The sequence below is a fragment of the Microcystis sp. LE19-41.2A genome, from assembly GCF_027530405.1.
GTDB lineage: Bacteria > Cyanobacteriota > Cyanobacteriia > Cyanobacteriales > Microcystaceae > Microcystis > Microcystis aeruginosa.
In genome coordinates this window covers 22,353-28,658 of sequence record NZ_JAPZQJ010000562.1, presented here as the reverse complement: position 1 = coordinate 28,658, position 6,306 = coordinate 22,353, and the positions used below count along the sequence as shown (strand labels likewise).

Annotated in this window: 6 protein-coding genes and 1 pseudogene; 2 read left to right on the top strand and 5 right to left on the bottom strand. The window is 42.2% G+C overall.

The window, feature by feature from the left end; genetic code table 11:
- The first annotated feature begins 181 nt into the window (after nt 1-181).
- Nucleotides 182-703, top strand: coding sequence for a hypothetical protein (locus O9290_RS23765; RefSeq protein WP_002763179.1), 522 nt, complete (start codon nt 182-184; stop codon nt 701-703).
- A 349-nt stretch (nt 704-1,052) separates the two neighbouring features.
- Complete coding sequence (locus tag O9290_RS23760) at nt 1,053-2,906, top strand: peptidoglycan D,D-transpeptidase FtsI family protein (protein ID WP_288058603.1); 1,854 nt, start codon at nt 1,053-1,055, stop codon at nt 2,904-2,906.
- Nucleotides 2,907-3,155: 249 nt separating this feature from the next.
- On the opposite strand, the gene O9290_RS23755 is transcribed toward O9290_RS23760, so the two are convergent.
- From O9290_RS23755 to O9290_RS23740, 5 genes and pseudogenes are all read right to left on the bottom strand, one after another.
- Nucleotides 3,156-3,578: a DUF3226 domain-containing protein gene (locus tag O9290_RS23755; RefSeq protein ID WP_288025529.1), complete on the bottom strand. Its 423-nt coding sequence runs from the start codon at nt 3,576-3,578 to the stop codon at nt 3,156-3,158.
- Between the two features lie 2 nt (nt 3,579-3,580).
- Nucleotides 3,581-4,732, bottom strand: a complete 1,152-nt coding sequence (locus O9290_RS23750; protein WP_288087610.1) for an AAA family ATPase — start codon at nt 4,730-4,732, stop codon at nt 3,581-3,583.
- Nucleotides 4,733-4,797: 65 nt separating this feature from the next.
- Nucleotides 4,798-4,866: pseudogene (locus O9290_RS28315) on the bottom strand (divergent PAP2 family protein); the annotation flags it as partial.
- 105 nt (nt 4,867-4,971) lie between these two features.
- The gene (locus O9290_RS23745) at nt 4,972-5,238 is read right to left on the bottom strand and encodes a hypothetical protein (protein WP_288059104.1); all 267 of its coding nucleotides are present in this window, start codon (nt 5,236-5,238) and stop codon (nt 4,972-4,974) included.
- Nucleotides 5,239-5,350: 112 nt separating this feature from the next.
- Nucleotides 5,351-6,304: an asparaginase gene (locus tag O9290_RS23740; protein WP_194016309.1), complete on the bottom strand. Its 954-nt coding sequence runs from the start codon at nt 6,302-6,304 to the stop codon at nt 5,351-5,353.
- Nucleotides 6,305-6,306 lie beyond the last annotated feature (2 nt).

The window sequence follows — 6,306 nt, the reverse complement described above, 5'->3', positions numbered from 1 at the left end:
CCCTTATAGAGAAAGGCATTTAGCGATTTTTGTCAATTGTTTTTGCTCTAGAGCGAACTAATCAATTAAGTCTCTTGCCAGATAAGGATTTAGTCGATTTATGCCCCCCTATCGAACCATACCAAGTAACGAAGAACCATTTTTGACAACGACCACTAGCTAGAAATATTGAGAGAAAATCATGTCTGCTGCCCATAAGTCCTATATTCCCGTTCCCGTTCCTCGCCAAAAAAGCCAAGGCAGTCAACCTCGTCCCCAGTCACCAGTAAATCAGACGACCCCAACAGTAAAACCGACGACTAAATCGGTGGTGAGAGTTCCCGTGGCCCCGACAGAAAAACAAGTGGCCTCGCGTCAATTACGTTCCCTTTGCCTCCTAGAAAGAATAGTGGCCGTGATTACTTTTTGTCTGTTGGGTTCGACTCTGGGAATATATGCTTGGACGGTATATATTCCCAAGGTTTGGGACAAAGAATTTGGTAAACTGGAAACACTGCAACGTCACGAGCGCCATCTTTTGGCCACCAATGAAACCCTTAAACATCAACTAGCTCAACAAGCAGAAAAACCCGAAACCGGATTAACTCATCCCCAACCCTTCCAAACTATCTTTTTACAGCGTAAATCTGCCCCTAACCTGAAACCGGCCACCGCTTCTCAACCCCAATCTACCGTCAATTCTCGACCGAGAAGTGCCTATTAACAGTTATCAGTTAACAGTTAACAGTTATCAGTGGGGAAGTTAACAGTTAGCAGTTATCAGTTAAGTGGGGAGGCACAATTATGTGTAGGATGGGTTAGCGGTAGCGTAACATAATCGGGCGTTGGGTTTCATGCTTCAACCCAACCTACGTTCATCTTATATTTAATTCCACCCACCCACTTATCAGTTATCAGTGGGTAAGTTAACAGTTATCAGATGTGAGTTTTTAAGTGTACTGATTACTGTTTACTGTTTACTGTTTACTGCTCACTGTTTACTGTTTACTGCTCACTGATTACTGCTTACTGATTACTGATTACTGCTCACTGATAACTGAAAGATACTGCTCATGACTGACACAAAAAGACCCAGATTTAGAGGTAAAAAAACTCGATCGCCCTCTGGCAGGATCCAGGACAGAAAGTCCTATTTAAACGCCAAAAAACGGCAAAAAAAGTTAAAAAATTTGCCTTTGAGTAACGGGCGATTGGTGGCGGTGTGGTTGATTTTAGTCATGGGTATTGTGGGTTTAGCTTGGCGATTGTACCAACTGCAAATAGTACAAGGACAGGAATTGCAAAAAAGAGCCAGACAACAGCAAACTACCAGTATTAGACCCTATATTCCCCGACGGGCGATCGTCGATAGTAATGGTAATGTTTTGGCGACCGATCGCTTGATTTATACTCTTTATGCACACCCAAAACTGTTTGCGATTCCGCCGGCAGAAGTGGCTGATAAATTAGCTCCTTTATTAAATATTCCCAGTAATCAACTGATTCAAAAATTTAAAGAAAAAGAAACAGGAATTCGTTTAGCCAATCAATTAACCGAATCCGTGGCTAGGGGCTTAAAACAATTATCTCTTGACGGTGTAGAATTAGAGGAAAAGTACGCTCGTTATTATCCCCAAGACGATGTGGCAGCCGACGTGATTGGCTATGTAGATAAAGAACATCGTGGTCAAGCAGGATTAGAGAGAGGTTCCAGTCAGTTATTAGAAAGAGATCCCTTTTCTGTCAATACAAGACGCATGGGAGACGGGCGAATTTTACCAGCTTTTGTTCCCCATGGTATCTTTCAATTTGATGAATTACAGTTAGAAGTAACCCTCGATTTAAAACTACAAAGAGCGGCGCGGACGGCCCTACGAGAACAGCTAAAAAAATTTAATGCTAAACGGGGAGCCGTCATCGTCATGGACTCCCTTGATGGTTCTCTTTTAGCCCTAGTTTGTGAGCCAACTTTTAACCCCAACGAATACTATAAAGCCAATGTGGCTCTATTTAAAAATTGGACCGTAGCCGATCAGTACGAACCGGGGTCAACTTTTAAACCAATTATTGTCGCCATGGCCATGGAAGCGGGGGCAATTAAAGCTAGTACGGTAGTCAATGATCCGGGGGCAATTACTGTCGGTCCCTGGACGATTAAAAATGCCTCTAAACAGGGTTATGGGGCGCTAGATATGGCCCGAGTCCTACAAACCTCTAGTAACGTGGCCATGGTGCAAATTGCCCAAAAAATGGGGCGAGTTGATTTCTATAAAAGTTTATTAGGATTGGACATAAATCAAAGGGTTGGTGTAGATTTACCCGGAGAAGTATCAGGATATCTCAAACCCGAACAAGAATTTCTGGATAATGCCATTGAATCGGCCACCGCTTCCTTTGGTCAAGGTTTATCCCTAACGCCTTTAAAATTAGTACAATTGCACGGTGCGCTGGCCAATGGTGGCACCCTGGTGACTCCCCATGTGATCAAAGGATTAGCCGACGACCGCGGCCGTTTGCACTGGCAGCCCGATTATCCCAGCAAAAAAGTCTTTTCTCCCACCGTGGCCCGGCAAGTGGTGGAAATGATGGAAACCGTCGTCAGCAAGGGGACGGGGGTAGCGGCCCAAATCCCCGGTTATCGCATCGGAGGCAAAACGGGAACCGCACAAAAAGCTAGTCCGACGGGGGGTTATCTACCTAACGCCAAAATTACCAGTTTTGTGGCGATTTTACCGATCGAATCGCCCCGTTATGTGGTTTTGGTGGTGGTGGATGAACCCAAGGGTGCCAATACTTTTGGCTCCACTGTTGCCGCTCCTGTGGCAAAAACGGTGATGAATACGCTCATTTCCCTCAAAGGTATCCCCCCCACCTCCAAGGTCGTTCCGGCGGGTTCTGCGACCAATAAACCCCCGCGGCACGATTAATTTAAGTCTTTTTGAAAGAGGCTTTATTTAGGGTTTGCTGAAAAAGTTTGTTGGTGGGGTTAGGAGTCAGGAGTCGGTCGTCAGTAGCCGGTCGTCGGGAGTTTCAGGCTTTGTTGCCCTCTCTTTTTTGTACCAACCCATGTACTATAATAAGGATAATGCCAGGTTTTTGATGGTCCCAATCCGATTTTTTGGCACTAACATCGGATTTTAACAGGTCAAAAGCCTTATTTTAAAAGGGTTTTACCATTATTCAGCAAGCCCTAAATAGGCTAAAAAAGTCTCTAACATCCCTCTAGATTGATTATCTGGCATCATCCACACACCGAATTTTATCCCCGATTCTAGAGTCATAATTAATCCCGCTGCTGGTAAATTTTGAGGTAAGCTAGGTATATTTGGTAAACAGGCATTATATAAACTTTTCCAACGATTATCAGGTTCTTCGTCCGCATCCATAATAATTCCTAAATGAGTTAGTCCGTTAGGAGTTTTTAGTTGCGTAGAGATATATTTAGGTTTTAGTAAATTTTCAACACCATCACAATTTATGATATTCAATGGTTCTTCCCCTCTATTCCAAGTAACTCCATTTGCTGCCATTAATTGGGGAATAACTCTCAATTCCTCTGCACCTTCCACTAATAACTTTTTTGTCTCTATTTTAGGCATTGTTACCGCACCTCAAGATTACTTGTAGCAGCAATAACAATTTCTTCTGGATCAAAGATTACAGATTGGCTTTTTTCCCTATCTATCCTTTGAATAGTAATCTCGTTATCGGTAATTTTTTCTTCGGTAATTAATTCGGCTAAACTTTGCCAACAATCGCGGCTGTGAGTGGTGGAAAATACCTGAATATTGAGTTTTTTGGCGGTTTCCCAGACTACTTTCCACATATCAGTCATGACAGTAAAATGCAATCCGCTATCAATTTCATCAACTAATAAAATTCCATTTTCAAGATTAACCATCGCTAAAACTAATCCTAACATTCGCCAAAATCCATCGCCTAAACTGCCAATAGGTATAGGTTGATCATGATTTTTAATTTTGATTAAAAACCCACCTCTAACACCTAGGTTATTTGAAGTTGAATACTTGCTAGAGCCAATCCTAGCTATCCTTTCAATTTTTGGCTCAATAATTTTCAAAGATTCAATAATTAAGTCTTCTAAAGGAGAGAGAACAATGTTATCAAAAAGTGATGCCATATCAGAACTTGTTAGAGAAAATGGTCTTAAGAACTTCAATTCAATTTTATTATTAATACCTATTTTATGGGAAATTCTGCTTAAACTAGCCATTCTTCTTGTGGAATCTCTGGCAAGAGTAGCGTTGGCAAGAAGTTCCAGTTCAATAGGTTTTTGTGATTGACTCCATCTAATACTTAAAAGAAGTTTATTCCATTCCTCATCGTCGAAAATATTATCATTATTTAAATCATCATTTTTGTCTGGAAATGGAGATAGTTGTATAGGAATACTTTTAACAGAAATAGTAACACTTTCCTGATGTGATTCCCTAGAACCAATGATAATAATTTCCTGACTTGGGACGATTTCATGCCCAGGAAATAAATGACAAATTTCAAAAACTTTAGTGCGACCAGGTAGATTACTTTCTGACCAACCAAACTCACCTCTATAGCTAATAGTTTCAAGAAATATATCTATATTATTCTGAGCATACAAAAACTGAATCGCTTCTAAAATAGAAGTTTTACCGCTATTATTTTTACCCACTAAGAGATTAATTCGACCAAGATTGGCCATCTCAAAATTCTGAAACCCGCGAAAGCCTTCAATTTTTAGGGATTGTAACATGAGTGATTACCCCGGATTTTCAGTTATTAAATCTAGTTTATCTCAACCCCAGTAGCCAAGACCACCGACGAGACTAGATAGCGCAGACTCACCTTACCATCACAGATTAACTCAATCAGCGCTTTTAGTCCCTTTTCACCTCTCGATCATTATAGCTGGTTTCGGTGCAGAAAACCAGCAAAAACATGACTACAGAGGGAATCGCTGACTCTAGAGATTAATGACATCATATAATCAGGTTAGCGATAAATTCCTAGCTGCTGATATAGTTCAACTTCATCCTTGCCAACAGTTAAGTTTTTTGGTTCTTCAATATTCTGAATAGCTTGTTGAGTTTTTTGGTTAAAATCACTTATGGTATAAGTCCCTTCTGCAATTCGTCGTTCTTTTTCCGCTTCTTCTAAAAATTCAGCTAGGTGTTTTTTTAGATAGGTTGCCAGGCTATCTTGTTGTTCTTCAGAAAGCAGTGCAATTTGCTCGAAAGTTTCTTGAATTAATTTAGTCATCTGTATTCTACTCCGAAGTTCAGTTTTTGAGGAAAAAAATCAAGATTCAAATACTGCCCTAACACACCAAAAATAAAAGTTTTTGATGTGTTACCCTTGGTCAACCCACTATTTATAACAAAGCCATTTCTCCCACCACTTCCAAGCGGGTATAACTGCCGATTTTGAGGAATTTTTCCGAGAGAGATTCGGCCACATTGGGAGTAATCCAGCCTAACTGTTTAAGAATTTGCAAAGCGGCGGCATATTTAGCCCGTTTGGAACCATCTAGGGCTTTTATTGCTAATCCTAAACCCTCACCGACGCGCCCAATACATTGAATCCCTTCAGCCCCGGCTTTACTGACGATTTCCCCTTGGCTAACCTGCATTAATTCCGTGTCAAAAGCCCCTTCTCCTGCTACCATGCGGGGATGATAGGTCATCGCCCGGACGATTCTTTCTAAGTCTAAACGGTTGCCAGAGGCTAACTGGGCGTAGAGATGGGCCATTTGCCCCAACTGCATTGAATAGGTGGGCGCACCGCAGTCATCGTGGGCGCTGATTAATTCATCCCCCGGCATCCCCAATAATTCGGCAATTTTGCTTAAAATTAGCTTTTGTATCTGACTAGAACGCCGGAGATAGCTATTTAACGGCCAGCCGCGCTGTTGACACACCGCTAACATCCCGGCGTGTTTACCAGAACAATTGTACTGCAAGCGACTGGGTTTACCTTCCGGGAGAGGACATTGCAGGGCATTAGGATCGATATCGGCACGCCAGAGAATATTAAAGACTTGACGGGCGTGTTCCACCGTGCCTTGGTGAGAACTACAGATAATGGCTAGATCCTTATCGTTGAGATCGTAGCGTTCGAGGGTGCCGGTACTGATGACAGCCAGTGCTTGAAAAGGTTTCAGGGCCGAACGAATAAAGGCGCTAGTTTCGGCGCTGCCGGCGGTGGATAATACCCGGCCGCGGTCATCGCAAATAGCGGCCTCGACATTATGAACCGATTCAATAATACCTTCCCGGAGGAGATGAATTTCTAAGCGGTGGGTTGGTGAACGTTTTACCCTATTCATTC